Here is a 26,686-nt window from a genome sequence, read left to right on the forward strand (position 1 = left end):
GCGGTCCGTGAGGGGAACCCTGAGGGACTCAGAGTCCCTCAGGGTTCCCCTCACGGACGACCGCGGTGGCCGGGGCCCGGCCTCCGGTGCTTCAGCGGCGCGGGGTGAGCCGCAGGATCTGCTCGCCCGCGGTACGACCGTCGCCGACCCGGCTGCCGCTGCGATCGGTCCAGGAGCGCACCGGCACCGTCTCACTCCGCCGACCCGGTGCCGCCGAAAGCGCCAGCACCAAACCGCTGTAGCGGTTGACCAGGCGCATCCCGCCGTCCGCGGGGACCAGGAACCATTGCTGGCCAACACCGGAATCGGCGCTCAGGCTCGGCGCGGTCCCCCAGGCGCGCCCGGACGGCGTCGCCGGGACGCCCAGTGCCAGGCCGCTCGCGGCGTTGACGATGCGGTAAGAACCGTCGCCAACCGGAGAGAACCGCCAGTTCGCTCGGTCCCCGGCCTGCCCGGGCGGCACGGAGGTGGTACCGGTACGACCGGACTGCGTAAGGACCCGACCGGACCCGATCCGGTAGACGCGGCCCGGGTCGACCGGCGACGCGGCGGGGGCGGCGGACGTGACGGTCACGTCCGCGTAGACGCCGTCGCGGCCGTCCACGCACGAGATCGAGCAGTAGGACCGGAACGTCTTGCCCACGATCGTCCCGGCAGTCCGGGTGGCCGAGTCGACGAACCAGCGGTACCACGACTGGTCCCGGTAGGAGCCGGTGTCGCCGATCAGCCGCCACTTCGGGTTCGCCAGGTCCTCGGTCGCGTAGAACCGTTGCGGGACCACCGAATCGACCGCCTCCGGCTCGCCGAGGTACAGCCCGAGATGCGCGTCGTAGGCGATGTTCATGACGAACAGGTCGGATTTGCGCGGCAGCGTCCCCGCGGCGATCTGCTGGGCCGCGGTGCCGGCGCGCGCGGGGTCGTAGTCCTGCGCCGGCGGGGTGTAGCCGCGGGGATCGACGTCCGTGGGCACCAGATTGCTTTCCTTGCCGCCGACGCCCGGCTGCGCCCATCGGCCGTCGTACCACTTCTGCCACGTTCCGGTGCCCATTTTCCCGGACATCGGCGCGCGGGCCACGTGGGCCAAGCCGCTGAACCCGCCGCCGCCCGCTCCGGCCTTCGTCACGACGCGAGAGCCGTAGTAGACGTAGAAGTAGCCCGACTTCGGGTCGGCGAACAGCCGCGGATCGCCGTCGCCGTAGTCGAACGTCTGGTTCGGGAACGCCGTCGTGTCGCCGCGTTTCGTCGAGTACGGCGACGTGATCGCGTGCCCGCCGATCCGCCAGGTGTGGCCCCGGTCGGCCGATACCGCCCAGTCGATGGCGTCGTAGTGCGAAAACGAATAGGCGCCGAACGGTTCGGGGGTGAACTCGTTGTGCACCAAGCCGTACCAGTCACCGGTATCCGGATCGACCCAGGTGCCGACGAGATCGCAGAAGTTCTTCTGGGTGTAGCTCGACCCGGCGGGCGGGTCGGTCGCCTCGCGGCCGGTCGGGCTGGTGTCGCAGCGCCACGTCGTGTCGTTGTTGCGGTCTCTCGGCTCGGCCGGGTTCACCGCGTCGCTCAACCCCGCGTCGCGCCGCGCCGAGTCGAAGTCCGTGCCGGTGTAGAAGTCCCAGACCCGCGGGCCTTCCTTGCCGTAGAGGGCGGCGGACTGCTGGAAGTGGAAGGTCCCGTCCCGGTCGAGGAACGGAGCGGCCGGGGTGTCCGTCGGGAACGGGTACTCGGCGACGGCCCCGACCGACACGGAGTACCCCGGATCGGCGTGCGCGACGGTGAGCCCGGCGAAGGACCCGGCGGAGAGGGCCAGGGCCGCGCCGGCGGCGAACGTTGTGCGGAAGCGTGGCATGGCTCGGTTCCTCGCAGGCGATCGGCATCAACAATCGACAAGAACGAACATGTTCACACAGTCTTGATGCTTGATTTTGCGCTGTCAACCCGCCATTCGACCCTCTTCGAGCAGGTCACCGCACGACTCCCCCGCGCGTCACGATGCAGGCGCGAACCTCGGCCGAAATGTTGACAAGTGATTGATCAACCCTAAAAATGCGCAGCAACACGCACTCAGTGTGTGGTCTTCGACCTCGATCAGGTGGTGGCTGATGCGGTTTCACAAGCTCGTGGGCTCGACCCTAGCGGCGACGCTGCTGCTCGCCGGGTGCGGCAGCGGCGACGCGGCGGGCGACAGTGCCGGGGAGAACGCGCTTCCCGGTGCGGCCGAGTTCCTTTCTTCGCCCTGTCCGGAACCGGCCGTGAAACCGGCGAGCGGCGGACAACTCCTCTACTGGTCCATGTGGACCGCGGACGAGCCGCAGGGCAAGGTGCTGCAAAAGGCGTTGCAGTGCTTCCAGAACAAGACCGGCGTCAAGGTCGAGGTCCAGTGGCTCGGCCGCAAGGCCTACACCCAGAACCTCGTCCCGGCGCTCAACACCGGCAATGTCCCCGACCTGTTCGACCAGGACGTCAGCAAGGTCGGCGCGGCGATCATGACGCCGGGCGGCACGCAGGGCCTCGACGACGTGTTCGGCATGAAGATCGGCGAGGGCGACAAGACCGTCAAGGACGTCCTCTCCCCCACCTCGTACGACTTCCCGCAGAACAAGGACCGCGAGGGGCACAGCTTCCTGGTGCCGTACGAGATCCAGTCCAGCGCCTGGTGGTACGACAAGGCCAAGATCGGAGCGATCGCCCAGCCGAAGACCGTGGACGACCTGGTCGGCCTGTTCGACAAGGCCAAGGCGGACGGCAAGGCCGCGGTGAGCCAGGACGGCGACATCCCGTTCTACAACATGTACTACTTCACCCAGCTCGCCGAACGCTACGTCGGCGCGGGCGGGCTGGCGAAGGCGGCGCAGGACCCGACCGGCCGCGCGTGGACCGACGTGCCGGGGTTCCGCGAGGCGGCCGCGCAGACCGCGCGGATCTCGAAGTACTTCATCGACGGCTGGGACGCGGCCAAGTTCCCGCAGATCCAGCAGCGCTGGGCGGACGGCGACGCGCGCTTCCTGTACGTCGGCACCTGGGCGCCGAGCGAAACCCGCGAGTACCTGGACAAGCAGGGCGCCGGCACGAAGATCGACTACGGCTCGTTCCAGTTCCCGATGCCGCCGGGCGCCGCGCACGACACCGTGGAACAGATGTCGATCGGCTTCGCCGTGCCCAAGAAGGCCAAGAACGCCGACGCGGCCAAGGCGTTCATCGCCTACTTCCTCAACAAGGGCAACCTGGCCGGCATCCCCGCGGTGGCCGACAACCTGGTGCCCCGCCCCGATCTCGCGGTGCCCGACGATCTCAAGCCGGTCAAGACTGTGATGGACGACCAGAAGAAGGAGCACGTGCTGCAGTACGACGGCATCGACGCGATCGCCGGCGGCAAATGGCAGACCGACGTGTTCGACCCCGCCGACACCGCGCTGCTCAAGGGACAGCTGACGCCGGAGGCGTTCGTGGCGCAGCTCGCGCAGAAGTCCGCCGCCTTCTGGAAGAACCAGCACTGATGGCGGCGGTCACCGCCCCGGCGCGGCGCCCCGCGCTGGGGCCGCACCTGCGCCGCAGGCGCAAGCTGTTCTGGCCTTTCGCCGCCCCCGCGCTCGCGCTCTACCTGGCGTTCCTGGTGCTGCCCACGATCGCGACGGTCGTGCTCAGCTTCACCAGCTGGTCCGGCGCGGGCGACACGCCGCGTCCGCAGGGGGTCGGCAACTACGTGCGGATGTGGCAGAGCGATTCGTTCCGCTACGCCTTCGGCAACACGCTGATCTACGTGTTCCTCGGCGGCATCGGCACCTTCCTGCTCGCGTTCCTGTTCACCATGGTGCTGCGGGACATGCGCGGCGGGAAGGTCGTGCGGGCGATCCTGTTCTTCCCGAACATCGTCGCCCCGGTCGCGCTCGGCATGTTCCTCGGCTTCGTGTTCAAGTACCAGCCGGGCAAGCAAGGGCTCGCCAACTACGCGCTGGAGCACCTCGGCGCGGACGCGGCGAAGTTCCTGGCCCCGGAGAACGTGACCGGGGTGGTGACCGCGTCGCTGATCTGGGCCAGCTCCGGGTTCTACATCACCATCCTGATGGCCGCGGTGGACCAGATCCCGCCGTACCTCTACGAGGACGCGGACCTGGGCGGGGCGTCGCCCTGGCAGAAGTTCCGCTCCATCACGCTGCCGCTCACCTGGGACGTGGTGGGCGTGGCGGGGGTGCTGTGGACGATCAACGCGCTCAAGATCTTCGAACTCGTCTTCGTGCTCGCCGGCCCCGGCACCTACGCGCCGCCGAACCAGGCGTGGACGCTCGGCATCTACGTGTTCGACCGGACCTTCGGCTCGAACGGCACCCCGGATTTCGGGGCGGCCTGCGCCTGCGCGGTCGCGATGATCGCGCTCGTCTCGATCCTCGTCGTGCTGCTGCGCCGGCTGATGCGCCGTGACGCCATCCAGTTCTGAAGGAGACCCTGTGACCGTCACGGAAGCGCCGCCGCGCGGCAGCGCACCGGGCCGGCCCCGGCGCACGCCGCCGCGCCGGCCCCGCCCCGCCCCCGGCAGCCGCCGGCTGAGCCCGCTGCGGCTGCTCGGCTCGGCGATCGTGTGGCTGTTCACCGCGGGCAACCTGCTGGTGCTGTACTGGCTGATCACCGCGTCGTTCAAGACGCCGGTGGAGATCTTCACCAAGCCGTTCGCCCTGCCGTACCAGTGGTTCCGCGTCGGCAAGCCGTTCCGGAACTTCGTCTACGCCTGGAACAACGCCGGGTTCGGCGACGCGGTGCTGTCCACCGTGGTCCTGGTCGGGCTGGCGACGGTGGTCACGGTCGCGATTTCCGCGCCGTGCGCCTACGCGCTCACCCGGCTCGGCGTCCGCGGTTCGGGCGTGCTGACCAACGGCGTCGCGATCGGCATGGGGGTGCCGTTCCAGACCGTGATCATCCCGCTGTTCGTCGCGTTCAGCGAAATCCATCTGGACAACCAGTACGGGCTGTTCGTGCTCTACGTGGCGCTCTCGATCCCGTTCACCGTGTTCCTGCTGACCGGGTTCTTCCGCTCGCTGCCCGACGAGATCGAAGAGGCCGCGGTGCTCGACGGCGCGTCGCCGGTGCGGGTCTTCGTCTCGGTGGTCCTGCCGCTGGCCCGCGGCGGCGTGGTCACCGCGCTGACGCTCAACGCGATCGGGCTGTGGAACGAAACCCTGCTGGCGATCGTGTTCCTCAAGGACCAGGCGCACTTCACGCTGTCGCGCGCGCTGTTCACCTTCTACGGCGCGGCCAGCTACCAGTCCGAGTACGGCGGGTTGATCGCCGGGGTGGCGATCGTCGTGCTCCCGATGCTGCTGCTCTACGTCGTGCTCGCCCGCCGGATCATCACCGGCCTGACCCTCGGCGCCGGAAAGTAGGACTCTGATGGCCACCGTGAGCTTCACCGACACCACCCGCTATTACGCCGGGGTCGAGCGCCCCGCCGTGGACGGCCTCGACCTGGAGGTCGCCGACGGCGAATTCCTCGTGCTGGTCGGCCCTTCCGGCTGCGGCAAATCGACCACGCTGCGGATGCTCGCCGGGCTGGAGGGCGTGGACGGGGGCTCGATCCACATCGGCGAGCGCGACGTCACCGAGCTTCCGCCGAAGGAGCGGGACATCGCGATGGTGTTCCAGAACTACGCGCTCTACCCGCACATGACCGTCGCGGAGAACATCGGTTTCCACCTCAGGCTGGCGCGGATGCCGAAGGCCGAACGGGAACGCCGGATCCGCGAGGCCGCGGCCACCCTGGACCTCACCGGATACCTCGACCGGCGCCCGGCGAAGCTGTCCGGCGGGCAGCGGCAGCGGGTCGCGATGGGCCGGGCGATCGTGCGCGAGCCGAGCGTGTTCCTGATGGACGAGCCGCTGTCCAATCTGGACGCCAAGCTGCGGGTGCAGACCCGCACGCAGATCGCGTCGCTGCAACGGCGGCTCGGCACCACCACGCTGTACGTCACGCACGACCAGATCGAGGCGATGACGATGGGCGACCGGGTGGCCGTGCTGCGCGACGGCGTGCTCCAGCAGTGCGATACCCCGGTCGGGCTGTTCGAACGCCCGTGCAACGTGTTCGTCGCGGGCTTCATCGGTTCCCCCGCGATGAACCTCATCGAGACCACTGTGGACGGTTCCGGCGCGGCGGCGGGCGACGGCACGCTCCCGCTGACCGCGGCGCAGCGGTCCGCGCTGACCGGGCCGGGGATCGTCGTCGGCGTGCGGCCGGAAGGCTGGGACGTCGGCGGCGCCGGATACCGCGCGGTCGTCGAGGTGGTCGAGGAACTCGGCAGCGACCAGTACCTCTACTGCCGGGCCGGGGACCGGGTGCTGACCGTGCGGACGCCCGGCATGGCGCCGTGGCGGCGCGGCGAGGAGATCTCGCTGGCGCCGAAAACCGGTGCGGCGCATCTGTTCGACGCCGCCACTGGCGAACGGCTGCCGGACGCATGAGCGCCGTCACCAGCACCGAACTCGTGCTGCCCGCGGCCGCACTCGGCCCGGAGAACCCGTTGCCGCCGCTGGTCCGCGCCGAACCGGTGGCCACAGTGTCCAATGCGGACGAACTGCCCGGCGATCTGGCGGCGAACCTTTCCTACGGCCGGCTGGACACGGTTCTGCCGTACCGGCTGCAGGACGGGTACGGCCGCGACCGGACCGAACAGCGGCTGCCCGCGCTGGTGCTGGAGAACGACCTGCTGCGCGCGACCGTCCTTCCCGGACTCGGCGGGCGGCTGCATTCCTTGCTGGACAAGAAAACCGGCCGGGATCTGGTGTATCGCAACCGGGTGTTCCAGCCGGCGAACCTGGCGCTGCGCGACGCGTGGTTCGCCGGCGGGGTCGAGTGGAACCTCGGCAGCACCGGGCACACCGCGCTGACCTGCGCGCCGATGTTCGCCGCCGAGGCGGCGGGGCCCGGCGGCGAACCGGTGCTGCGGCTGTGGGAGTGGGAACGGACCCGCGACCTGCCGTACCAGCTGGATTTCTGGCTGCCCGAAGGGTCGCGGCAGCTGTTCGTCGGGGTGCGGATCCGCAATCCGCACGACCGCGACGTGCCGGTCTACTGGTGGTCCAACACCGCGGTGGCGCAGACGGCCGGGACCCGCGTGCTGGCCCCGGCCGCGCGAGCCTGGCACTACGGCTATTCCGGGCGGCTGGAACTCGTCGACGTCGGCGGCGATCTCACCTTTCCCGCGCGAGCCAGTGCGGCGGCCGACTATTTCTTCGAGGTGGACGGGCCGCCGTGGATCGCCGCGGTGGACTCGGCCGGGCGCGGGCTCGGCCAGGCGTCCACGGCGCGGCTGCGCGGACGGAAACTGTTCGTGTGGGGCGAATCCGCGGGCGGACGGCGGTGGCAGGAATGGCTCGCGCCCGGCATGGAGGGATACCTCGAAATCCAGGCCGGGCTCGCGCGGACGCAGCTCGAACACCTGAGGCTGCCCGCGGGCGCGTCGTGGGACTGGCTCGAAAGCTACGGTCCGGTCGAGGCCGACCCGGAGATCGCGCACGGACCGGACTGGCCCGCCGCGCTCGCTTCGGTCGCCGCTGGGCTGCCCACCTCGGCCGAACTGGACCGGCGGTGGCGCGAATGGCGTGCGGTCGCCGACGCCGCTCCCGGGGAACTCCTGGCCGCGGGATCCGGCTGGGGTGCGCTGGAGACCCGCCGGATGCTGGCGGACCTGCCCGGGACACCGTTCCCGGAGGACAGTCTCGGCCCGGCCCAGCAGCCGTGGCTGGACTTGCTCGACGGCGTCGCGCCCCGGGCCGAGCCCGCCGCCGAACCCCCGGACACGCTGACCAACCGCCATTGGGCCGGGCTGCTGGAAGCGGTGCCGGACGGGGGCTGGCTCACCTGGTACCACCGCGGAATCGCGCGCTGGGCGGCAGGCGACCGCGACGGCGCGGCAGCAGCGTGGCACTGGTCGGTCGAGGCCGAACCGAACGGCTGGGCGTGGCGGAACCTCGCCGTCGCCCAGGACGATCCGGTGCGCGCCGCGGAGTATTACCGCCGTGCGGCGGACCTGCTGCCGAAACTGGCGCCGCTGGCGCAGGAGGCCGTCACCGCGCACCTCGCCGCCGGAGATCCGGGCACCGCGCGGACACTGCTCGAACCGTGGCCGGTCGAGAGCCGGTTCGCGTTGCTGCGGGCGCGGACTTTGCTCGCGCTCGGCGATCTCGACGGCGCGCGCGAGGTGTACCAGCACGGGTTCACTGTCCCGGGGATCCGCGAGGGCGAGACGTCGCTGAGCGATGTGTGGCATGCGATCTCCCCCGGCCCGTTGCCCGCCGAATACGACTTCCGGATGAAAACCGGCGGCGAGGGCGGATGAGCGCAACCGGCCCGAGGGGTGAACAATGGCGCGGCGGCGGGCACGCAGGCACGGGGACCGGCTCGAAGGGAGCACAAGCCGATGGCTCGGCATGAACGGTTGAGCACACTGTTGGACCTCCTGGCGAAGCGGGAGAAACTCGACGTCGAAGAGGTGGCCGCGGAGCTGAACGTCTCCGCCGCCACGATCCGCCGCGATCTGGACCACCTCGCCGAGCAGCAGCTGCTCACCCGCACGCACGGCGGAGCCGTCGCGAACGACCTGGCCTACGACCTGCCGCTGCGGTACAAAACCGCCCGCCACGCCCCGGAAAAACAACGGATCAGCGCGGCGGCGGCGGCACTGGTGTCCAATGGAATGGTGATCGGCCTCAACGGCGGGACGACGACCGCGGGCGTGGCCCGGGCGCTGGCCATGCGCGCGGACCTCGCCGACGCCCCGGGCCTCACCATCGTGACCAACGCGCTCAACATCGCGCACGAGCTGGCCGTGCGGCCGAACATGAAGATCGTCGTCACCGGAGGGGTCGCCCGCCCGCAGTCCTTCGAGCTGAGCGGGCCGCTGGCCACCCTGGTGCTCAGCCAGCTCAGTCTGGACCTGCTGTTCCTCGGCGTGGACGCGCTGCACCCCGCGGCCGGCGCGTTCGCCTGCCACGAGGGCGAGGCCGACATCAACCGGCTCATGGTGCACAACGCCGCCCGCGTGGTGGCCGTGGCGGACAGTTCCAAGCTCGGCCGCCGCGCCTTCGCCCGCATCTGCGACATCTCCGACGTCCACGAAGTCGTGACCGACACCGACGCCGACCCCGACGTCACCGCCGCCCTCAAGGCCGCCGGGATCCCGGTGCAGATCGCCTGACCGCCCTCGGCCGTCCCGGATCGCCGTCCGCCGCTTCTCCGGCGGACGGCCGACCGAGCGCGCCCGGGTCCATTGAGGACACTCGGGTCTGGTCGCGGCGATCCGTCCCAGCTGCCGACACGAGCCTTGACAAAGCCGGTGCGCGATGTGCTTACTACTGCATGTTCGAGCGTCAGATTGAGCACAATCACGCAGAATAGGAGGCGCACGTGCCTCGACTCCTCGCGTACGCGGCGGCCGGGCTCATCCTCGCCGGAACCGTCGCCGCTCCCGCCGCCGCGGATCCGCTCTCTGCGATCTCAGTGCCGCGCGGTCCCGATTCCCCCGGCTATCAGCTGCGCATCGACACCGCTCGCCTGGGCATCAGCCTCTCGCGCGGAGGGGAGCACTTGCTGCGCACCGCGTCCGACGCGTTCACTTTCGACGGCGGCGTGGCAACGCGGGTCCGGTCGATCTCGCGCGACGGCGAGACTGTCGTCGCCCGGGCCGACAGCACCGCGAACCGCCCGGTGACCCTGCGGATCACCCCGCACTCGGACCGGTTCGACCTGAACTGGTCCGTCGACGGCCTCGCCGCCGGACAGCGGGCGACGCACTTCGACCTGACGTCGTCCGGCCACTGGTACGGCGGCGGCGAAACCAGCGAAGGGAAAGCCCAGCCGTACCCGCTTTCCGCGGGCACGGTGAACGAGCCGGAGTTCTCCCCCGCCAGCTACATGATGCAGGAACCCTATTTCTTCACTTCGAAATCGGTCGGGCTCTTCGTGCGCACCGCACAGCCGATGAAGGTCGCGCTCGCCGACGGGCGCGCCGATCTGGCCGTCACGAACTCCGCGGAGTACGCGAGCACGGTTTTCGTGGAGTCGAGCCGCCGCGCGGTGCACGACGACTACCTCGGCGAGGTCGGCAAGCCCGCCAAGAGCGACGCGTCCGACGCCGAGTACGCGAGCCCGCTGTGGAATTCCTGGGCGCAGTACTACCGAAACATCGACCAGGACAAGGTGCTTTCGTGGGCGCGTGACCTGAAAGCGGCGGGCGTCGCCGGGCACACCGTGCAACTCGACGACAAATGGGAATCCAACTACGGCAACCTGACCTTCGACCCGAAGACGTTCCCGGACCCGAAGAAACTGGCCGCCGACATCCACGCGACGGGCCAGAAGTTCGGCCTGTGGACCACGTTCTGGATCAACCTGGACTCGGCGAACTACGCCTACGCCCGCGACCACGGCTACCTGGTGCGCGCCAAGGGAAACACCGCCCAGCCGTGCACGGTGACCTGGTGGAACGGCACCGCGGGCATCATCGACCTCGGCAATCCGCAGGCGCGCGACTGGTACACCGGCAACCTGCGGAAGCTGATGGCCGACTACGGCGTCGACGGCTTCAAGTTCGACACCCGCTTCTTCGACGACCGCTGCGCCACCACCGGGAACCTGACCCCGCAGGACTACCAGAAGCTCGGCGCGGACATGACCGACGCGTTCGACCAGCAGGGCGCGGGCATCCGCACGCACTGGGGCAACCAGCGCTACGGGTTCGTCATCCGGGCGGTCGACGCGGACACGACGTGGGACGGCCTGCGCACGTCGCTGCGCCGCGCGTCGGCGATCTCGACCGACGGCTACCCGTTCGTCGAGACGGACATGATCGGCGGATCGAACAGCATGCCGCCGCCTTCGCGCGAGGTGCTGGTGCGCTGGGCGCAGGCCGCGTCGCTGATGCCGCTGATGTACGCGTCGACGTCCCCGGTGACGACGATCGACACCACGACGGGCAAGCAGGTCGTCTACCCGGCCGACACCGCGAAACTGTACGCCGACGCGGTCCGCACCCACGCGAAGCTGGCGGGCTACCTGAAAACGCAGGTACAGCAGGCGGTCGCGGACGGCACGCCGATCATGCGGCCGGTCTATTTCGACTTCCCCGCCGACCACCGCTTCGACACGATCGACGACGAGTGGTTGCTCGGCCCCGCCCTGCTGGCGGCCCCGATGATCACGGCGGGCAATGCGCGCGACATCGCGCTGCCGTCCGGGCTGTGGTTCGACCCGCACACCAAGCGGGTGGAGATGGGCGGGCGAACGCTGCACAACTACCCGGCTCCGCTGGACACGACGCCCATGTTCGTCCGGATCGGTGCTCCGGGATGGACTGGTCTCGTCAAGTCGCTGAGCCACTGACCGCCGCGCCCGGTCCGGGCTATTGTCCGGGCCGGGCGTCTCGTCGAAATCCTCCCGCTGGCGCCGACGATGAACGCTGCGGAATCGTTAGGGCTTCGCTCGGCTCGCTGGAGAACCGAACCATCAGCCCCGGCGACTGGGACACGTCCGCGGCGGCAAGACTGCTTGTCCTGCTTGGCACTGGGCCCGGCTGGGCACGGTCATCGTCGGCCGGTTCTCGTAGGACACGCTGTCGTGCGTGGTGTCCGCGCTTCGTCCGGCTTCCTTTCCCCGGTCCGCCCGGCGGCGGTCTTCGCTACCGCTGCCGGGCAGCCGCGGAGATCAGGTGAAGATGACGTCCGAGCAGGAGTAGAAGGCTTCGCCGGAGTCGGGCCAATGGCGTTGCCAGATCGAGTAGATCAGGTGCCTGCCGGTGCGCCCGCCGGGCAGGTTCGCCTGCAGTTGGTAGGCGTTGCCGACGATCGGCGGGTTGTCCTGCTTGTAGAACGGGGTGTCCTCCAGGTCGGACCACTTGAGCGGCTTCGTCGGGTCGTAGCCCGGCTTGGTGACGTACAGCTCGAAGGTGCCCTCGTGCGCGGCGGTCAGCTGGTACTGGAACGTGTACGGGCCGCTGCCCGGCATCGTGGTCGCCGGCCAGTCGTCGCGGGCCAGGTCGAGCCCCTTGTACTTGTCCCGGCCGGCGCTGCACAGCTTGCCGTCCGGGATGATCTCGCGGCTGCGGCCGCTGGCGTCGCCGATGTTGACCTCGTCCCAGTCGTAGAGCGGCCAGCTGTCGCCCACCGCGACGGCGGCCTTGCACGCGGCGGACTGCGGATTCTCCGGACCCTCCTGGAAACATTGCATGATCCGGCTGATCGGGTTGCCCATCGAGCCGTGCGCGAGGGCGGGGACGGCGGTGAACACCGAGACCGTGCCGAGCACGGCGGTCAGCATGCCGACCTTGACGGCGGAGCGGGAAAACTTCATCGCAGGATTCCTCCCATGAGAGGTCTAGACCACCCCACGGTAGGTGCCCCGGCGCACCGGCTTGTAGGCCCGAAAGTCGGGCGCGGACGAGTTTTACGAGTACCGCATCGCCGAGCACGTGCTGCCACGATGCCCGACGGCTGCTCCGGCTCCGGCTCCGGCTCCGCGTGGGGACCGGCCCAGCCGTCCGGCGAGTCGCGACTCGGCCGATCGGTCAAGTTCAACGCCTCACCGCACGAGGCCTTCTGGACAGGGCGTCACCCGCCAAGGCACGGCGGAAACCGCGAACGGCATCCGCCGACACCCGGACCTGGCCGTACCAGCTCGCCGAACGCGGCCCGGCCTGCCTCAGCCAGCGCCTTCCTGCACCGGATAGTCGATGACGACCGCACCGCCGGTGGCATAGTTGACGACATCGGCGGCCGCCCGCTGGCCGTGCGTCGACGCCCGAGCCGCGGCCAGGGCGGCGGCGTCCGCGAAGTCCCCTTCGAAGACCGCGAAATACGGCGCTTCTCCCCCGGCCGCCGCCACGTCGAAGCTGTAGCGCCACGCGAGCAGGCCGGGCATTTTCGTGACCAGCGGAAGGTGGCGGGTCACGTAGTAGTCGCGGAAATGGTCGGGATCGACGGGCTGGGAATACAGAACCACCAGCTTGTGCATGACTGCCTCCATTACGAGAAAAGACTATGACACTCCGGGTGATCCGGAAGCTCCTGCTGAGCGCTCGGCCCCAGTCGTGCCGGGGAGAAAGTCGGCGAAGCGAGGCGCGCCGGGCTCGTACGGCACCCGCGCGGCGCGCGCGGCGAAGCTGACGGCGTGGTACCACCCGCACAGCAGAAGCAGATCGAGCAACTGGACCTCGTCGAAGAACGACGCGAGCCGTGCCCACAGCGCGTCGTCGAGGTCGGAACGCTCGTGCAGCGCGTCGACGGCGAGGATGAGCAGCCGTTCCCGCTCGGACGTCCAGCACTCGTCATCGGGACCGCCGTGCACCAGGGAGGCCGCCTGCTCGCGGGTGAGCCCGACCCGTCCGGCGAACACCTTCATGTGCACGCCCCACTCGTACTCGCAGCCGCACCGCACGCAGGTCCGGTCGATGGCGATCTCGCGCTCCCGCATGGTCAGGCTCAGCTGTCGGCCCAGCTCGTAGCGTCCCCACTCGTGCAAAGCGCCGGCCATCGGGAGGTTCCTGGCGAACATCCGGAACAGCCCGATCGGCGGTTCGTCCCCGGGCATCATGCGCGCGAGCAGCGCACCGGCCTGGTCGGCATACGGCGGTTCCACCAGGGCTATTCGCGACATCGCCGCCCCCGTCGAGGTTGTTTCGAAATCAGAAGCACGGGACGTAGGCTAGTGCTTCGAATAACGAAGCACAAGGAGGTCCGCCGCCGGTGCGCGGTCAGCTCCCGACGAGCACCCGCAAGAAGAAGAACGAGCCGACGCAGAACACCCCCATGACGACGAACATGCACCCCAGCATGGCTCGACTGGTCTTCTCCACCGGATACGACTCCGCCGGAGAGGCCGGATTGACGCACACCGGCAAAGCTTGCCGGACCGGCAGCGGCCGGGTCTTGCTCCAGACCGTCTTCCCTTGATAGGTCCGGCCGTCCGGACCGACATACTGGTAGATGCTGAGGTACGACGGCGACGAAGACGAAGTGTCGCCGGAGCCCACCCCAGGCACCGCATGGTGACCGACGACCACCGCCTCGACGTGCGGCCAGGTCCGCATCCCGTTCTCCCGGTGCCGGAGCTTGCGCATCTGGAAAACCGAGACCAGGATCACCGCCAGGACAAAGCCGCCCCAGCAGCTCCACGCCACGGTCTGCACAGTCGTCACGAACCCGGCCTTCCTTGCCTGGTGATCCGCCGGTCAGGGAAAGACCGACGCGAAGCGCACTTGCCGGCGCTTGGACTTCGTTGAAGGCTGCCCGGTTCCCGCCAGTTTCCCTTCGGAAAGCGCCCCGGAGAACGCGGACTGGAGGCTGCGGCCCGCTCGGCGCCGTGTTCGGATTGCGGCAGCACGGGGACTTCACCCGGTCGCCAATTCCGCGAAGAATATTCCTGCGATTCTTCCGCAGACCCTAAATGCTGCTCAACCGAGCCTAAGTAATCCTCAAGTTTCCCGCCGCCGGCACCGCGTCGTCCTAGTCTGGCGACACGGAGAAGAAAAGCCGACCGGCAGGGGGAATCATGCTGGAAGCATTCGTCATCCTGGGCGGGATCGTCATCGTGCTGCTCGCCGCGGGGCTGATCGTGGACTCGAAGGACCTCGGCCGCAAAGGAAAGCCGAACCCCGCGGGCCGCGGTCACCGCCAGGCCCGGCGCGACGCCGTTCGCCGCAGCCGGCAAAGCGGCGCCCAACGCGGCTACTTGTTCCTCAGCCAGCCCTGGAGCTGACGGCGTAACGCGGAGCAGGTCCGGACTCGGACACCGCGCAGCACCAGACCCGGGGCCTCTCCTGCACAACGCGCCGATCATCGTCGGCCGACAGTCGCTCGGACCGGCCACTCAGGCAAAGTCCTGCCCGCGCCGCCGACGGGGCACCCATAGCGTCGTTTCCGCGTGCCTGGTCGCATCCGGTGATCGTCTGGACCTCACGTCGGCTGCGAGCCGAGATCGCGGACATCGTCGGCAGCACCCGTCGCCGAGCCAGAAGCACTCCGGCGGCGCGGCGGCTGCCCGAGGATCCTGGTCCTCGTCCCGGTGAACCGGCTGCGGCGTCGTCGTGCGCGGACCGGTGTCGCGCGGTTACCGTCCGATCATGCAGTCAGGAGTGCGGATCACCGCTCGAGGCCTCGGGGTGCGCGGACCGAGGGGGCCGGTGTTCGAGAATGTCGATCTGGACTTGCCCGCGAGCGCGATCCTGGCCGTGCACGGAGCGGCCGGGACCGGGCGAACCTGCCTGCTGCTGGCGCTGGCGGGCCGGATGCGGCTCACCTCGGGCGCGGTGCGGGTGGGAGCGCACGTCCTGCCCGACGACCACCGGGAAGTCCGGCGCACGGTGGCGGTGGCCGCGGCGGGACCGGCGCTCGCGCTGGAGCCCCGGTTGCGGGTCGGCGAGCTGATCGCCGAACGCACCTGGCTCGCGCCCGGCGTGACGACCGCCGCGGTGCGCGCCGCGCTGGACGTGGTCGGCCTCGACGTCCCGGAGAAGCTGATGGCCGAAGAACTCGGCACGGCCGGTTCGACGCGGCTGGCGCTGGCGCTCTGCCTCGCCGAACGGCCGGGCGCGATCGTGCTCGACGACCTCGACCGCGATTGCACCCCGGACCAGCGCCGGGAGGTGTGGACGGCGGTCGGGCAGGCCGCTCGCACCGGCGTCACCATGCTCACCGGCTCCGCCCGCCCCGCGCCCGCGGACCTCGGCGCGTTCCCGCTCGCACTGCCGGCGCTGAGCGCCGACCGGCTGCCCGGCGACTCGGCACAGGAGGAAGCCCGATGAAGGCGGTACGGCTCGCGGTCCTCGAACTCCGGCGGTTCCGAGGCAGCCCGCTGCGCCGCCTCGTCCCCGTGGTGCTGTGCCTCGTTCCGCTGCTCTACGGGGCGATGTACCTGTGGGCGAACTGGGACCCGTACGGCAAGCTGAGCAGCATCCCGGTCGCGGTCGTCAACGAGGACCGGCCCGCGCAAGGACCCCAGGGCGAGCCGATCGACGCCGGTACCCAGCTCGTCCAGCAGCTCAAAGCGGCAGGCACCTTCGACTGGCACTTCGTCGACAGCAGCGAAGCCCGTGCCGGGCTGACCGACGGCCGCTACTACTTCACGATCACCGTCCCGCCGGACTTCAGCGGCAAACTCGCCACGGCGGCGAACACGCGCCCCGAGCAGGCGGGGATCGGCATCGAACTCAACGACGCCAACAACTACGTCGTCGGCATCATGACCGAGGTGGTGCAGCCGGAGCTGCAGGACCAGATCAACGCCGCCGCCCACGCGGCCTACGTCCGCAGCATCTACGGCGAGCTGTCCGAGGTGCGGGACAAGCTCACCACCGCTTCGGACGGCGCGCACCGGCTGGTCGACGCCACCGCGGTCGGACAGCAGGCGGCCAGCGCCCTCACCTCCGGCACCGGCACGCTCCGCCAGGGCACAGCGCAGATCTCCAGCGGCGCGGACCGCGTCTCCCAAGCCGTGCACACGCTCGGCGGTCAGGCCCGGAAACTCGGCCAGACCGTGTCCGATCAGCTGCCGCCCGCCGCCGCCACCCTGACCGGAGTCACGAGCGTCACCGCGCGAGGCCTCGCCGCCGCGCACACCGGGACGTCGCAGGTAAGCCAGTACACCCAGCGCGGCACCGCCGACCTCACACAGCTCGCCGACACCTTCCCGCAGCTGCGCGGCGATCCCGCGTACCAGCGCGCACTCTCGGACGCCCACCAGCTTGCCGACGCTGCCGCGCGAGTGGACGGGAACACCGCGGCGGCCGATCACACCGCACAACAAGCGTTCCAGCAGGCACAGTCCCTGCAGGCGAATGTCGGTGCCGCACAACAGAACATCACCGCGCTCAGCGGGTCCACCACGCTGCTCGACGACGGCGCACAGGACATCAGTGCCGGCACGCGCACGCTCACCGCGGGACTGACCACGCTGAACAAGGGCGCGACCACCGCACAGACCGCCGCCGACCAGGCACACAGCGGCGCGGCCGACCTCTCCCGCGTCGTCGACGACAGCCTCAAGCAGATCCCGCAAACCAACCCCGCCCAGATCGCCCACGCAGCCGAGGTACTGGGCAATCCAGTGCACGTCGACCGGCACAACCTCAACCCGGCCGGAGTCTACGGACGCGGTTTCGCGCCCTTCTTCTTCGGAATCGCGCTATGGGTCTTCGGCCTCTTCGCCTACCTGCTCCTGCGCCCGCTGAACAAACGCGCGCTCGCCTCCCGGGTATCGGCTGCGACCGTCGCCGTAGCCGGCTGGCTTCCCGGTGCCGTGCTCGGCTGCGCCGGGGCGTTGGTCCTGTACGCCGTCGTGGACTTCGGGCTCGGGCTCGATCCGGTTCACCCGCTGCTGACCGTGCTCCTGCTGCTCGTCGGTGCGGCCTCGTTCGTCGCGATCGACCACTGCCTGCGCACCGTGCTCGGCGCCCCCGGAGACGTGCTGTCCCTGGTCCTGCTCATTCTCCAGCTGACCTCCTCCGGCGGCCTGTACCCGATGCCGACGACCCCCGGGTTCTTCCAGCTCCTCAACCCCCTGCTGCCCATGACCTACCTCGTCGACGGCCTGCGCGTCACTGTGTCCGGCGGCCTGAGCACACACCTCATCCGAGACTTCGCGGTCCTGGCCTGCTTCGCGGTCGTGGCCCTCGCGGGCACCAGCCTCGCCGCCAACCGGCAACGGAGATGGACAGTCTCCCGTCTGCACCCCGAAATCGAACTCTGACTCGGCTGTTGCGTGCCGTGATCCGTGTTCGGCAGTCGGCGGATGGCCCCAGCTCCGATCGCGGCCTTGGCGAGGTGGTGTCCGCCCTCAGACAGCCCGGCTATGCCCTTCTCCTCGCCAGTTTGGCTTGGTGCCGCAGCGATTGCGCGGCGGGCAGCGCTGGGGCCGCGACGTGCCGCAACTGAGCACGGTTCCGGACGACGCGTGGCACAGCAGTCGATGAGACGGGCCCGGTCGTCGAGGGGGGTGGAGCGACCGGGCCCGCGCGAAGAACATACCCGTAATGCGGCGAAACATGCTGTGAACCCGGGAGATTGACTCAAGCGGCCTGGCACACCGGCTGCCCGGGCGATGCGCGCGCGGCCACGAACAGTTCGTGGTCGTCGGCGCTGTCCACAGCACAGTGCGGCCGTTTAAAGGCCGCGTGGGCAAATTGTCTTCAGCCGTGCGTGCTCATTCACAAACTATGTAATCCGGCTGCGGGCTCAGCGCGAGGACGTCGGCCGGAGTCATCAGTGCGGCGCCGTGGCGAGTGTCTTCGTGGAAGAACAGTTTGAATCCCGGGAGCACGTGGGCCGGTTTGGCTTTCATCAGTGTCTTCCAGGTCGCCGTTTTCGCCGCGGCGCTGCCGATCCCGTCGACGACCTTCACGACCGACACGCCGGGATGCGGGCGAAGGCTCGCCTCGTCGCGCACGACCGAGGACGCGACCTGGTGGTAGACCATGACTTTGTCCGGAAGGTGCGCGCGCCGGGCGAGACCGCCGAGGTAGGCGGCGACGCCGTCGAGTTCGGCGCCCGTGGTCCGGCCGAATTTCCGGCCGGGCACGTCCCCGGGCTCGACCGCCCATTCCGGGTCCAGCGCGACGCCGACGTCCGGCTCGGCCAGCCAGCGCTCGTAGGCTTGCACCTCGGGAAGGAAATCGGCCCGGCCGGGCTGGATGTTCAGCAGCAGCAAGCCTTTCAGCGCACGCGCCTCGTCGAGGTACTCCCGCACGGTCGGATCCGGGCAGCGGCTGCGGTACATCCCGTCCGGCCCCGGCTCCCGGTGCGCGGTGGTGGCGATCAGCTCCACCACCGGCGTCATCGGGTTCTCTCGCGGGAAGGACTGGATCTGCCGGGCCAATTTCCGGCCCGCGGCGGCGAGATCACCGGTCATCTCCCCGAGCGCGCGGCTGCCGGGGGCACCGCAGAAACCGATCAGCTTGCTCGTGGCCAGCGCGTTCGGCGGCCGGGGCGGCGGGATGCTCGCGGCCCTGGCGGCTGCCGGCGGCGCGATCGTCTCCGCGGCGGACGGCCCGCCGCAGGCGCTCGCGCCGAGACCGGCGACCGCGAAGGCGAGTAAAGCTCGGCGGGTCATCCGGGCGTCGGGCATCCAGGCTCCTTCGGGGGCGGTCCGGCTCCGCGCGGCCGGATTCGGAAACATCCCGGGAATTCCCCCGTTTCCCCGCGGCAAACGCGATTTCCGACGATCACCGCATCGTGCCCGGGCGGTCCGCGGGCGCAAGCCTTCTACCTGTGCGAACCGGAGTTTTTCCCAGTGCGCCAACGAATTCGCGTTCACCCGACCGGCGCAACCTGCTCGCGGCGGCCGCGCTCCGGCCGCAGAATCGGCCGATGCGCGCACTTCTGCGGCTCGGGGCCGTGTTCCCCGCCCTCGCCGGTCTCGCCGCCTGCGGTGCCCCGGCGCCCGATCCGGCCCCGCCACCGGCTCCGGCGGTGAAACCGGCGGCAGCGCACCCGCGCCTGACCGCCGACGACGCGCGAAAGATCGGCGCGGACGAACTCGGCCGGATCCCGGTGCTGATGTACCACCGGCTGTCCGCGAACCCGAAGTCGGTGTACGAGCGCACCCCGGCCGACTTCGCCGCGGAACTGGAGCGCTTGGCCGCCGAACACTACGTCCCGGTCACCGTAGCCGACCTGACCGCAGGCAGGCTCGACCTGCCCGCCGGTGCGCACCCCGTGGTCCTCACCTTCGACGACGGCGATCCCAGCGTGTTCACGCTGACGCCGCAAGGTCATCCGATGCCCGGGTCCGCGATCGGCATCCTGTTCGAGGTCGCGGCCAGACACCCCGGTTTCCGGCCGGTGGCGAGCTTGTACGTCAACCAGCGTCCCTTCGGCGACCCCGACGGCGCACGCACGCTGAGCTGGCTGCACCAGCACGGCTTCGAGATCGGCAACCACACGCTCGAGCACACCAATCTCCGCACGGTCTCGGCCGCGGCCGTCCAGGACGCGATCCGCGCGGAGGCCTCCTTGATCCAGAAGGCAGTGCCGGGATACACCCCCACCACTCTCGCGCTGCCGTACGGCACGCACCCCCGGCAGGACGGCCTCGCGCAGCACGGCGACGGATACTCCTACACCGGAGTGCTGCTCGTCGGCGCCGGTCCCGCGCCGTCGCCCTACTCCCGCCGGTTCGACCCCGGCTCGATCCCGCGGATCCGCTCGCAGTCGACCGGCAAGGACGCGGACTACGGTTCCGCGCACTGGCTGGACGAACTCGCCTCGCCGTCCGGGCACCGCTACACCTCCGACGGCGATCCGACGGTGGTCTCTTACCCGCGTTCAGACGCGGCACTCGCCCCCTCTTACCCGAAGATGTCCCTTGCCTACTGAACCCGCCCCGCGCCACACCGTGCGCCGGCTGCCCGAACCCCGGCAACGCTCCGCGGATCCGCCGCCTCGGACTCGGACCCAGCAGCGGTCGGCGACGACTTTCGTGTCTTTTACGCCGCCCGCCGAGCCCGCCGAGGGTCGCGTGCCGAGGCCGATAGCGTGGCGGTCATTGTGCGCGGTCGCGTCCGCCTTGGTCCTGGGCTGTTCTGCAATGCTGATCCCGACCGCGGCGCAGCAGCCGCGAGCAGCGGGCAAAGCGGCGCCGTCGGCCGCGGCCTACCAGCCGTCCTCGGCTGCCGCCCACCCCGTCGACTCAGCGGCGCTGCCGGACGGCGCGCCGTTCGCCGTCTCCGGCGCGGGAACCTGGCACGTCGTCTCCGGCGGGAGCGGTACGACAGCGGGCACCGGACCGCAGTTGCTGACCTACACCGTCGAGGTCGAGGACGGCATCCAGCCCGCCGCCGGCGACGCGTCGTTCGCCGCCGCGGTCGACGCGATCCTCGCGGACCCGCGCGGCTGGACCGGGCTCGGAAAAGTGTCGCTGCGCCGGCTCGGCGACCCCGGCGCGGAGCCGGACTTCCGGGTCAGCTTGACCAGCCCGGGCACCAGCCGCCGCCCGGACCTCTGCGGCTACACGATCCCGTACGACACCTCCTGCAACCTCACGAAGCGCGGGCGCGTGGTCGTCAACCTGGCGCGCTGGGTCCGCGGGGCGCACTCCTACGACGGCGACCTTCCGGATTACCGGCGCTACGCCGTCAACCACGAGGTCGGGCACGCTCTCGGACACGGCCACGTCGCCTGCCCCGCGGACGGCGCGCCGGCGCCGGTGATGATGCAGCAGACCTTCGGACTGTCGAACACCTATCTCGCGCAGCTCAACCGATCCGAGCCCGGTGCCGCCTCGTCTGTCCAGCCGGACGGCAAAGTCTGCCGGGCGCACGCGTGGGTGACGTCGGCATCGTAAGCGCGCCAAGGCTTTTCCCGATCTCCAGGTTCACTGGCGGCCCGACTTGCCGGCGGGATTCAGCGATGTATCCTCCGGTGCCGACCGTCACCTGCTCTGGACGAGGGCATCGGCCAGCCGGGCGAGAGCCGCGCTGAAAGCGTCGGCCGGAAGGTGGCCGAAGCCAAGCCGGAATACGCGGTCGTGCTCGCCGAACCACGAGCCCGGCGCCACCCGGACGTCGCGCTTGGCGAGGCGGCCGTAGAAAGCGGCGACTGCGTCATCGGAGAACCGGTCGGCAGGAAGGCGCAGGCAGCACAGGGCGCCACCGTCCGGCCGGACGATCTCCACTGGCTGGCCAGGCACCCAGTCCAGCAGTTCGGCGAGCGCTTGCCGCAGACGCCTGGCGCGGGGCGCCAGGATTTCGCCGCCTCGGCGGAGTGCTTGCGCGGCAAGGAACTCGTCGACCGTGGAGCACGCGATCGTCGTGTGGAACTTGGCTTGCCGGAGCGTTTCGTACAGCTCGGCGTCGGTTGTGGTCAACCAGCCGAGCCGAAGCCCAGCAGCGCCGTGCGCCTTCGACAGCGACGAGCAGGTGACGACTCGCGGCGACATGGCCGCGGCCGAACGTGGGATCGGGACGTCGCCGTACGTGGACTCTCGGTAAGTCTCGTCGATCAGCACGATCGCTTCCGGTGCCTCATCCTCCACTGCGGCAAGCAAGGCCCGCAGCTCGTCGTCGGTGAATCGGACGCCCGAGGGATTCTGCGGCGAGGCCAGCGATACCAGCCGAGTCCGCGGGGTGAGCGTCTCCGCGATCGTGTCCAGCGGCAACCGGTAACCGTGGTCGAACGACAACGGCACCGTGTCCACCTGGATGCCGAGCCCTTCCGGGACGGTCCGCGCGGGCGGAAAGCACGGCGTGGCAAGGAGAACCCGGTCGCCCGGGCGGCACGTCGCTTGGGCGACAAGGAACATCGCTTCGATCGCACCGACCGTGACCAGCACTTGTTCGGCATTCACCCCGGCACCCGCGGCGATCAGCTCTCGCAGATCGGCTTCGCCGCGCGAAGTGCCGTAGCCGAGCACCATGCCCGCGAGGTCGCCCGGGTCGGCCAAGTCGCTGAAGCTCAGCGGCGGGCAGGTGCTCTCGGCCAGGTCGTAGCGCACCGGGCTGTCGATCAGAGCGGTCAAGGCGCTGGGGGCAAAGGTCGTCATGGCATCCATGATCTGGGCGGGCCCGCTGTTCCGGCAGAGCCAATTCGGCTAAATTGGTTTGTCAATGGAGCCAATAGGGTGGGTGGAGCGTCTCGGTCGGTGGTCGTCGGGGCGGGGGCCGATGTATGTGCTGCTCGCGGCGCGGATGCGCACGCTGATCGACGACGGCGAGCTGGCGCCCGGATCCCGGCTGCCCCCGGATCGCGCGCTGGCGGCGGCACTCGCGGTCGGCCGCAGCACCGTCGTCGCGGCGTATGACCAGCTGGCTGTGGAAGGCCGTATCGTGCGCCGGCAAGGCAGCGGCACCAAGGTCGCGGGCCGAGCTGCCGCGGCGCAGAGCCGAGCCACCACCGAGGCGCCCGCGTTCCTGCACCTGCTCGAACCGCAGGACGGCGTGCTCATGCTGGCGTGTGCCGCACCGGATGCCCCGCCGCCGGAGCTGGGCGACGCCTACGCCCGGACACTGCCGCAGCTCGCGGACACCACCGGCGACATCGGCTACCACCCGATGGGGCACAAGGCATTGCGCCGCGCGATCGCCGAGCGCTACCAGCGGCGCGGCGTGCCTACCGCCCCGGATCAGGTGCTGGTCACCACGGGCGGGCAACAAGCGCTGTCGATGCTGGCACGCGCGCTGCTCCGGCCGGGCGACCGGGTACTGGCGGAGGCTCCGACCTATCCAGGTGCGCTCGAGGCGTTCCGGGAAGAGGGTGCTGTACTGCGCGGGCTGCCGGTCGGGCTCGCCGGGTTCCCGGCCGCGGTCGCCGAGCACCGACCCGCGCTCGCTTACGTCATCGCTTCCTTCCACAATCCGACCGGCGCGGTGCTGCCCGCACTGCAGCGACGGCGTCTGGCAGAGACCGCGGCCGCCGCCGGCGTCCCGCTCGTCGACGACGAGGTGCTCGCCGACCTCGGCTTCCCCGGCGAGCACCTGCCGCCGCCGCTCGCCGCGTACAACGACCAGGTGATCACGATCGGCTCGCTGAGCAAGGTCGTCTGGGGCGGCCTGCGAATCGGCTGGGTACGCGCGCCGGCACCCGTCATCGCACGGCTGGCACGGTTGCGAGCGGTGCATGATCTTGGCGGCAACATTCCCGCGCAGCTGGCCGCCGTCGACCTGCTCGCACATCTCGACGGTCTCCAGCTCCGAGGGAACGCGCAGCGGCAGGTCCGCCACGACCACCTGCGCGCCGAACTCGCCCGGCACCTCCCAAGCTGGCACGTGCCCGCTGTACCCGGTGGCCAAACCGTGTGGATCCGCCTGCCGCACGGCGACGGTGCGTCCTTTGCCCAGACAGCGATGCGCCACGGGGTTGCGGTGCTGCCGGGCGCCGGGCTCGACGCGGAAGGAGGCAGCAAGGAGTACGTGCGCCTGCACTTCCTCGCTCCGCCCGACGACCTCAGCGAAGCCGTCCGCCGCCTCGCCGCCGCGTGGCACGGCTACCGCCCTCGGCCTGACTGGGTTCCCTCGGTGCCGAGAATGGCAATCTGACCTATTGTTCGAAAAGGTGCAGAAAGCAGCGGGGCCTAGCGGCCGAACAGAGACTTGAACCCCTCGGGAACGCGCTCACCATGAATAGAAGCCGCGGCCGCCTCGATGCGTTGCAGGTCGCCGGACGTCAATTCGACGTCGAGCGCTCCCAGGTTCTCTTCCAGGCGATGCAGTTTGGTGGTGCCGGGGATCGGCACGAACCACGGCTTCTGCGCCAGCACCCAGGCGAGAGCGATCTGGGCCGGGGTGGCTCCCTTGTCGCCGGCGATCTGCTGCAGCAAGTCGATCAGGGTCTGATTGGCCTGCCGTGCTTCAGGAGTGAAGCGCGGCAGCATGCGGCGGAGGTCGTTGTCGGCCAGCGAGGTACGGGAATCGATTGTGCCGGTCAGATAGCCCTTGCCCAGCGGGCTGTACGGCACCAGACCGATGCCCAGCTTCTCCAAGGTCGGAATGATCTCGGCCTCGTGGTCTCGCATCCAGAGCGAGTATTCGCTTTGCAGCGCTGCCACCGGCTGCACGGCGTGGGCGCGGCTGATCGTCGTCGCGCCCGCCTCAGACAAACCGAAATGCTTGACCTTGCCTTCGGCGATCAGCTCCTTGACCGTGCCTGCGACTTCTTCGATGGGCACGTCGGGATCGACGCGGTGCTGGTAGAGAAGGTCGATGCAATCCGTTCGCAGCCGCCGGAGCGAGGCCTCGGCCACTCGACGGATCTGCTCCGGCCGGCTGTCGAGCCCCGTGGCCGGGGTCGGCCCGTGCTCTCCGTGCTTGAGGCCGAATTTGGTGGCGATCACCACCTGGTCGCGGACCGGCGCCAGCGCCTGACCGAGCAGTTCTTCATTGGTAAAAGGGCCGTAGACTTCGGCAGTGTCGAAGAAAGTCACGCCGCGGTCGACCGCCGCCCGCAGCAGTTTCGTCATCTCGGCCGGGTCCGGGGGCGAACCGTAGAAGAAGCTCATGCCCATGCAACCGAGTCCCAGGGCGGAAACTTCGAGGTGTTGTCCGAGTTTGCGTTTCTGCACTGAAGAGTGCTCCTTCGATAAAGGTCATCTGGCCCGCAGCTCCGCTTTTCAATCGGAACCGGTGACAGCAGGTTAAGTCGCTCTTCGGGCGGCGGGGAGACCCTCCTGATACAGGTACTGCCGGTGCTTCCCTCCTTCGGGCGCTCTTCGAGGTGCATAGCCATGGGGGTACCGGCAGGGCCTCCCTTCGCCTGCGGACAGGGCCTATGGTCGAGGGGTGGCCACGATCGATCTGCGTACCGAGATCAAGGAGTTCCTGAGTTCCCGTCGTGCGCGGATCACGCCCGAGCAGGCCGGGCTGCCCGCCTACGGCGGGAACCGCCGGGTCAAAGGTCTGCGTCGCGAAGAGGCAGCGCTGTTGGCAGGAGTGTCGGTCGACTACTACGTGCGCATGGAGCGCGGCAGCCTCACCGGCACCTCCGACGGCGTGCTCGACGCGCTGGCCTCCGCCTTGCAGCTCGACGAGGCCGAGCGCGACCACCTGTTCCACCTCGCGCGGCAGTCCAGGACGCCCAGCGGTCCACGCCGCCGCCGACCCGCCGCGACGGTGCGTCCGGCGCTGCAGCGGGTGCTCGACGCCACCGCCGATGCCCCGGCGTGGATCTGCAACGGCCGCTACGACGTCCTGGCCACGAACCACCTCGCCCGCGCACTGTTTTCCCCGGTACTGGCCGACCCGCGACGCCCGGCGAACACCGCGCGATTCGTGTATCTGGAACCCGAAGCAGCACAAACGTTCTTCGTCGACTACGACCGCATCGCCAGCGATGTGGCCGCGAAGCTGCGCATGGAAGCCGGTCGCAATCCGCACGACGAGGACCTGATAGCCCTCGTCGGCGAGTTGTCGACACGCAGCGAACTGTTCCGGCAGCGGTGGGCGTCCCAGGACGTCCGGCTCCACCGCTCCGGCCGCAAGCGGCTGCACCATCCGGTCGTAGGCCAGCTCGACCTGGACGTCGAATCGATGGAACTGCCTGCCGACCCCGGCCTGCTCCTCAACGTCTACACCGCACCCGCCGGCACCGCGACCGCGGACGGCTTGGCCCTGCTGGCGTCGTGGGCGGCCAGCCAGGAGAAGCCGGCGACCGAGACACAAGCACGGTCGGCTTCGGAGCTGTCGTAGGCCGGACTTTGGTGGTCCGCAGGCTGGCTGCTTGGCGAATGGCCGCCTGGACCGCGCCGGTCCGGAGGTCCTTCAGGAACGCGGTGATCGACCGGTTGCGGATCACGCACCTACCGCCGGGATCGTGCACAACTTTCACCGCGAGGGGAAACTCGGCGGTCTCGGCGACGGCGCCGTTCTTGACCGGGTAATCCGCCAAGACCGAGCCGGAGGCGGACGCGTGCACGATGAGACTCGTCTCGCCGTTCGGGCACAGAGATTCCGCGGCACCGGACAACTTGGCGGAAATCGTTGTCGTGCCTTTCACTGGCATGTCCGATTCGAGGAACGAGACAGTCACGACGACGCCGTTCCAGCCGACCACGGTGGCTTCCGGCACGAAATGCGCCTCGGCCGCCGACGCGGCGCCGGTGCCAGCGGCCAGGAGCGCCGCGGTGTCGCTGGCCGAAAGTCCCGAACTGGCCCGCTACGCCAAAACCAGTCCGTCGACTCGTTCGGTACTCCATGGGGGCATCCTCCGGTTCCGGTAAGTTGTCCGA

At 69.8% G+C, this 26,686-nt stretch carries 23 protein-coding genes; 15 read left to right on the top strand and 8 right to left on the bottom strand.

Annotated features, from left to right (window positions below; all coding sequences use genetic code 11):
- Positions 1-91: 91 nt before the first annotated feature.
- Positions 92-1,846: an RICIN domain-containing protein gene (locus tag D0D37_RS09665; protein ID WP_116200164.1), complete on the bottom strand. Its 1,755-nt coding sequence runs from the start codon at positions 1,844-1,846 to the stop codon at positions 92-94.
- Positions 1,847-2,099: 253 nt separating this feature from the next.
- Between D0D37_RS09665 and D0D37_RS09670 the strand changes: the two genes are divergently transcribed.
- The 7 genes from D0D37_RS09670 (at position 2,100) to D0D37_RS09700 (ending at position 11,365) form a co-directional block, all read left to right on the top strand.
- Positions 2,100-3,494, top strand: a complete 1,395-nt coding sequence (locus tag D0D37_RS09670) for an ABC transporter substrate-binding protein (protein ID WP_116200165.1) — start codon at positions 2,100-2,102, stop codon at positions 3,492-3,494.
- Positions 3,494-4,432: a carbohydrate ABC transporter permease gene (locus D0D37_RS09675; protein ID WP_116200166.1), complete on the top strand. Its 939-nt coding sequence runs from the start codon at positions 3,494-3,496 to the stop codon at positions 4,430-4,432. The genes D0D37_RS09670 and D0D37_RS09675 overlap by 1 nt, the downstream gene beginning before the upstream one ends.
- Before the next feature lie 10 nt (positions 4,433-4,442).
- Complete coding sequence (locus D0D37_RS09680; RefSeq protein WP_116200167.1) at positions 4,443-5,372, top strand: carbohydrate ABC transporter permease; 930 nt, start codon at positions 4,443-4,445, stop codon at positions 5,370-5,372.
- A 7-nt stretch (positions 5,373-5,379) separates the two neighbouring features.
- A complete protein-coding gene (locus tag D0D37_RS09685) occupies positions 5,380-6,447 on the top strand; it encodes an ABC transporter ATP-binding protein (protein WP_116200168.1) in 1,068 nt (355 codons plus the stop codon).
- Entirely contained in the window at positions 6,444-8,324 is a 1,881-nt protein-coding gene (locus tag D0D37_RS09690; RefSeq protein ID WP_116200169.1) for a DUF5107 domain-containing protein, read from the top strand. The genes D0D37_RS09685 and D0D37_RS09690 overlap by 4 nt, the downstream gene beginning before the upstream one ends.
- 81 nt (positions 8,325-8,405) lie before the next feature.
- The gene (locus tag D0D37_RS09695) at positions 8,406-9,182 is read left to right on the top strand and encodes a DeoR/GlpR family DNA-binding transcription regulator (protein WP_116200170.1); all 777 of its coding nucleotides are present in this window, start codon (positions 8,406-8,408) and stop codon (positions 9,180-9,182) included.
- Between the two features lie 209 nt (positions 9,183-9,391).
- Entirely contained in the window at positions 9,392-11,365 is a 1,974-nt protein-coding gene (locus tag D0D37_RS09700) for a glycoside hydrolase family 31 protein (protein WP_244223453.1), read from the top strand.
- A gap of 321 nt (positions 11,366-11,686) precedes the next feature.
- Here the strand turns inward: D0D37_RS09700 and D0D37_RS09705 are convergent, their stop codons facing one another.
- The 4 genes from D0D37_RS09705 to D0D37_RS09720 all read right to left on the bottom strand — a co-directional run bounded on the left by D0D37_RS09705 (position 11,687) and on the right by D0D37_RS09720 (position 14,174).
- Entirely contained in the window at positions 11,687-12,331 is a 645-nt protein-coding gene (locus D0D37_RS09705) for a lytic polysaccharide monooxygenase auxiliary activity family 9 protein (RefSeq protein ID WP_116200171.1), read from the bottom strand.
- A 348-nt stretch (positions 12,332-12,679) separates the two neighbouring features.
- Positions 12,680-12,991, bottom strand: coding sequence for an EthD family reductase (locus D0D37_RS09710; RefSeq protein ID WP_116200223.1), 312 nt, complete (start codon positions 12,989-12,991; stop codon positions 12,680-12,682).
- A gap of 24 nt (positions 12,992-13,015) precedes the next feature.
- Positions 13,016-13,633: a carboxymuconolactone decarboxylase family protein gene (locus tag D0D37_RS09715; RefSeq protein WP_167493514.1), complete on the bottom strand. Its 618-nt coding sequence runs from the start codon at positions 13,631-13,633 to the stop codon at positions 13,016-13,018.
- 97 nt (positions 13,634-13,730) lie between these two features.
- A complete protein-coding gene (locus D0D37_RS09720) occupies positions 13,731-14,174 on the bottom strand; it encodes a DUF3592 domain-containing protein (protein WP_116200172.1) in 444 nt (147 codons plus the stop codon).
- A 353-nt stretch (positions 14,175-14,527) separates the two neighbouring features.
- On the opposite strand from D0D37_RS09720, the gene D0D37_RS09725 reads away from it, so the two are divergent.
- The 3 genes from D0D37_RS09725 to D0D37_RS09735 all read left to right on the top strand — a co-directional run bounded on the left by D0D37_RS09725 (position 14,528) and on the right by D0D37_RS09735 (position 17,722).
- Entirely contained in the window at positions 14,528-14,734 is a 207-nt protein-coding gene (locus D0D37_RS09725; RefSeq protein ID WP_116200173.1) for a hypothetical protein, read from the top strand.
- Positions 14,735-15,098: 364 nt separating this feature from the next.
- Complete coding sequence (locus tag D0D37_RS09730; protein ID WP_208719878.1) at positions 15,099-15,779, top strand: ATP-binding cassette domain-containing protein; 681 nt, start codon at positions 15,099-15,101, stop codon at positions 15,777-15,779.
- Positions 15,776-17,722, top strand: a complete 1,947-nt coding sequence (locus tag D0D37_RS09735) for a YhgE/Pip family protein (RefSeq protein ID WP_116200175.1) — start codon at positions 15,776-15,778, stop codon at positions 17,720-17,722. Before D0D37_RS09730 ends, D0D37_RS09735 begins: the two co-directional genes overlap by 4 nt.
- Before the next feature lie 453 nt (positions 17,723-18,175).
- On the opposite strand, the gene D0D37_RS09740 is transcribed toward D0D37_RS09735, so the two are convergent.
- Positions 18,176-19,096, bottom strand: a complete 921-nt coding sequence (locus D0D37_RS09740) for a hypothetical protein (RefSeq protein WP_116200225.1) — start codon at positions 19,094-19,096, stop codon at positions 18,176-18,178.
- Between the two features lie 242 nt (positions 19,097-19,338).
- Between D0D37_RS09740 and D0D37_RS09745 the strand changes: the two genes are divergently transcribed.
- Positions 19,339-20,346: a polysaccharide deacetylase family protein gene (locus D0D37_RS09745; protein WP_116200176.1), complete on the top strand. Its 1,008-nt coding sequence runs from the start codon at positions 19,339-19,341 to the stop codon at positions 20,344-20,346.
- A 211-nt stretch (positions 20,347-20,557) separates the two neighbouring features.
- On the top strand, positions 20,558-21,313 hold the full coding sequence (locus tag D0D37_RS09750) for a DUF3152 domain-containing protein (RefSeq protein ID WP_116200177.1): 756 nt from the start codon (positions 20,558-20,560) through the stop codon (positions 21,311-21,313).
- Between the two features lie 87 nt (positions 21,314-21,400).
- On the opposite strand, the gene D0D37_RS09755 is transcribed toward D0D37_RS09750, so the two are convergent.
- The gene (locus D0D37_RS09755; RefSeq protein ID WP_244223454.1) at positions 21,401-22,510 is read right to left on the bottom strand and encodes a pyridoxal phosphate-dependent aminotransferase; all 1,110 of its coding nucleotides are present in this window, start codon (positions 22,508-22,510) and stop codon (positions 21,401-21,403) included.
- A 121-nt stretch (positions 22,511-22,631) separates the two neighbouring features.
- Here D0D37_RS09755 and D0D37_RS09760 point away from each other — a divergent pair, with 121 nt between their 5' ends.
- Entirely contained in the window at positions 22,632-24,002 is a 1,371-nt protein-coding gene (locus D0D37_RS09760; protein WP_244223455.1) for an aminotransferase-like domain-containing protein, read from the top strand.
- A 35-nt stretch (positions 24,003-24,037) separates the two neighbouring features.
- Here the strand turns inward: D0D37_RS09760 and D0D37_RS09765 are convergent, their stop codons facing one another.
- Positions 24,038-25,024, bottom strand: coding sequence for an aldo/keto reductase (locus D0D37_RS09765; RefSeq protein WP_116200179.1), 987 nt, complete (start codon positions 25,022-25,024; stop codon positions 24,038-24,040).
- A gap of 217 nt (positions 25,025-25,241) precedes the next feature.
- Between D0D37_RS09765 and D0D37_RS09770 the strand changes: the two genes are divergently transcribed.
- Positions 25,242-26,147 (top strand): helix-turn-helix transcriptional regulator, encoded by a 906-nt coding sequence (locus D0D37_RS09770; protein WP_116200180.1) that lies wholly within the window; start codon positions 25,242-25,244, stop codon positions 26,145-26,147.
- Positions 26,148-26,458: 311 nt separating this feature from the next.
- On the top strand, positions 26,459-26,677 hold the full coding sequence (locus D0D37_RS09775) for a hypothetical protein (protein ID WP_162834138.1): 219 nt from the start codon (positions 26,459-26,461) through the stop codon (positions 26,675-26,677).
- The last annotated feature ends 9 nt before the right edge of the window (positions 26,678-26,686 follow it).

Source organism: Amycolatopsis circi (assembly GCF_003385235.1).
GTDB lineage: Bacteria > Actinomycetota > Actinomycetes > Mycobacteriales > Pseudonocardiaceae > Amycolatopsis > Amycolatopsis circi.